Source organism: Hymenobacter sp. H14-R3 (assembly GCF_030063445.1).
In the GTDB taxonomy this organism is placed as follows: Bacteria; Bacteroidota; Bacteroidia; order Cytophagales; family Hymenobacteraceae; genus Hymenobacter.
The window spans coordinates 1-3104 of record NZ_JASITD010000056.1; the positions used below are offsets into that span (position 1 = coordinate 1).

Annotated in this window: 2 rRNA genes; both read right to left on the minus strand. The window is 53.6% G+C overall.

The features are described 5' to 3' along the window. Positions 1-21 precede the first annotated feature (21 nt). A 5S ribosomal RNA gene (rrf, locus tag QMK33_RS23125) occupies positions 22-133 on the minus strand. A gap of 99 nt (positions 134-232) precedes the next feature. Then, positions 233-3104: ribosomal RNA gene (locus QMK33_RS23130) — 23S ribosomal RNA — on the minus strand.

Sequence of the window (3104 nt, forward strand, 5' to 3'; positions counted from 1 at the left end):
GGCAGGGGGCTCTCTGTCTAAAGTTGGCGGCGACCGACTCTCCCACCGGTGAAGGCAGTACCATAGGCGCACCGGGGCTTAACGACTCTGTTCGGAATGGGAAGAGGTGAACACCCGGGCTAAAGCCACCATTGCTGGCGTTGCTACTCGTGTTCAGGGAGTAGCGACAATACCGTTGACATAAGGGAAAAGAAAAAGAAGTAAGAAGGCAGTTGCCTGCTCGGGACAAGGGAAGCCCTCGGTTCCTTAGTACGGCTCAGCTATGTTGTTTCCAACTTTATACCTGCCGCCTATTCACGTGGTAGTCTACCACGAACCTTCCATTGGGATATCTCATCTTGAGGTGAGTTTCGCACTTAGATGCTTTCAGCGCTTATCTGCTCCCAGCGTAGCTACCCGGCGCTGCTCCTGGCGGAACAACCGGCGCACCAGCGGCTAGTCCAACTCGGTCCTCTCGTACTAAAGTCAGGTCCTCTCAAATATCCAACGCCCACCACAGATAGGGACCGAACTGTCTCACGACGTTCTGAACCCAGCTCGCGTGCCACTTTAATCGGCGAACAGCCGAACCCTTGGGACCTTCTCCAGCCCCAGGACGTGACGAGCCGACATCGAGGTGCCAAACCTCCCCGTCGATATGAGCTCTTGGGGGAGATCAGCCTGTTATCCCCGGCGTACCTTTTATCCTTTGAGCGATGGCCCTTCCATGCGGAACCACCGGATCACTATATCCGTCTTTCGACCCTGCTCGACTAGTCAGTCTCACAGTCAAGCCCACTTCTACTATTGCGCTCTACGTACGGTTACCAAGCGTACTGAGTGGACCTTTGAAAGCCTCCGATACTCTTTTGGAGGCGACCACCCCAGTCAAACTACCCAGCAGCCACTGTTCTCCACCAATGGTGGAGTTAGGCATCAGGCACAGTAAGGGCGGTATTTCAACGTTGGCTCCACGAATCCTGGCGGACCCGCTTCGACGCCTCCCGCCTATGCTACACATACTGAACCCAACACCAATGGCAACCTATAGTAAAGGTGCACGGGGTCTTTCCGTCCCGTGGCGGGTACTCGGCATCTTCACCGAGACTACAATTTCACCGAGCTCACGGCTGAGACAGCACCCAAATCGTTACACCATTCGTGCAGGTCGGAACTTACCCGACAAGGAATTTCGCTACCTTAGGACCGTTATAGTTACGGCCGCCGTTTACTGGGGCTTCGATTCAAGCCTTCGCCTTGCGACTAAGCTCCCCTCTTAACCTTCCAGCACCGGGCAGGTGTCAGGCCTTATACGTCCGCTTACGCGTTAGCAAAGCCATGTGTTTTTGTTAAACAGTCGCTTGGGTCTTTTCACTGCGGCTTCTCATCTTGCAATGAGGAAGCGTCCCTTCTCCCGAAGTTACAGGACCATTTTGCCGAGTTCCTTGGCCGTGATTCACTCGAGCGCCTCAGGATACTCTCCTTGACTACCTGTGTCGGTTTGCGGTACGGGCCGATTGTAGATACAACGTTTAGCAGCTTTTCTTGGCAGTCTTTAGGTACACTATCTGCGTGGGCCGAAGCCCGTGCAGTACTATCACCTTTCCCCTAGTTGAGCGTACTTAACTACTCATCCAATAGGTACGGGCTTTAACGAGCACTTCCGTCCGCTCGCGGTACTTTCATTCCTGCGTCCCTGCATCACTTCTACATCCGGGGGCCAGAATATCAACTGGCTTGCCATCGGGTACACCTCTCGGCTATCCCTTAGGTCCCGCCTAACCCAATTCCGATTAGCGTTGAATTGGAAACCTTAGTCTATCGGCGAATAGGTTTCGCACCTATTTTATCGTTACTCATGCCTACATGTGCTTTTCTGGACGCTCCACCATGCCCTGACAGGACGGCTTCTCCGCAACCAGAATGCTCCCCTACCACTTGACTGTCTCCATAAGAGTGTGTCAAATCCCGCGCTTCGGTGCCTAGCTTGATGCCCGCGTATTATCGATGCCCGGTCGCTCGACCAGTGAGCTGTTACGCACTCTTTAAAGGAATGGCTGCTTCCAAGCCAACCTCCTGGCTGTCAAAGCAACTGGACCTCCTTTGTTCAACTTAGCTAGAACTTAGGGACCTTAGCGGCGGGTCTGGGTTCTTTCCCTCTCGGCCGGGGACCTTAGCACCCCAGGCCTCACTGCCGTGTATGAATGCTGTGGCATTCGGAGTTCATCAGGATTCGGTAGGCTCTGACACCCCCTAGTCCTATTGGTAGCTCTACCTCCACAGCACCTAACCACGACGCTGTACCTCAATACATTTCGGGGAGTACGAGCTATTTCCTAGTTTGATTGGCCTTTCACCCCTACCCTCAAGTCATCCAAATCCTTTTCAACGGAAACTGGTTCGGACCTCCACAGCGTGTTACCGCTCCTTCATCCTGCTCAAGGGTAGCTCACTAGGTTTCGCGTCTACCCCCACTGACTACGCGCCCTATTCAGACTCGCTTTCGCTGCGGCTTCGTGCCTTCAAGCACTTAACCTTGCCAGTGAGGAGTAACTCGTAGGCTCATTATGCAAAAGGCACGCTATCAGGAAACTAATTCCCTCTAACTGCTTGTAAGCACACGGTTTCAGGTTCTTTTCACTCCGCTATCCGCGGTTCTTTTCACCTTTCCCTCACGGTACTGGTTCACTATCGGTGTCTCAGGAGTATGTAGCCTTAGCGGATGGTGCCGCTCGATTCAGACGGGGTTTCTCCGGCCCCGCCCTACTCAGGATACTGCTACCGTAAATCAGAATTGTCACCTACCGGGCTCTCACCGTCTCTGGCGCAGTTTCCCACCTGCTTCAGTTAACTCGATTTAATCAGATCTCGCAGTCCTACAACCCCACAGCGGCCGTAACCGCCGTGGTTTGGGCTCCTCCCCGTTCGCTCGCCACTACTTGGGGAATCATTGTTATTTTCTTTTCCTGCAGGTACTTAGATGTTTCAGTTCCCTGCGTTTGCCCTAGCTACTTACGTAACTAGTCACGAGTCTTCAACTCGCGGGGTTGCCCCATTCGGAAATCTGGGGATATAACGGGTATGTGCCCCTCCCCCCAGCTTATCGCAGCTTATCGCGTCCTTCT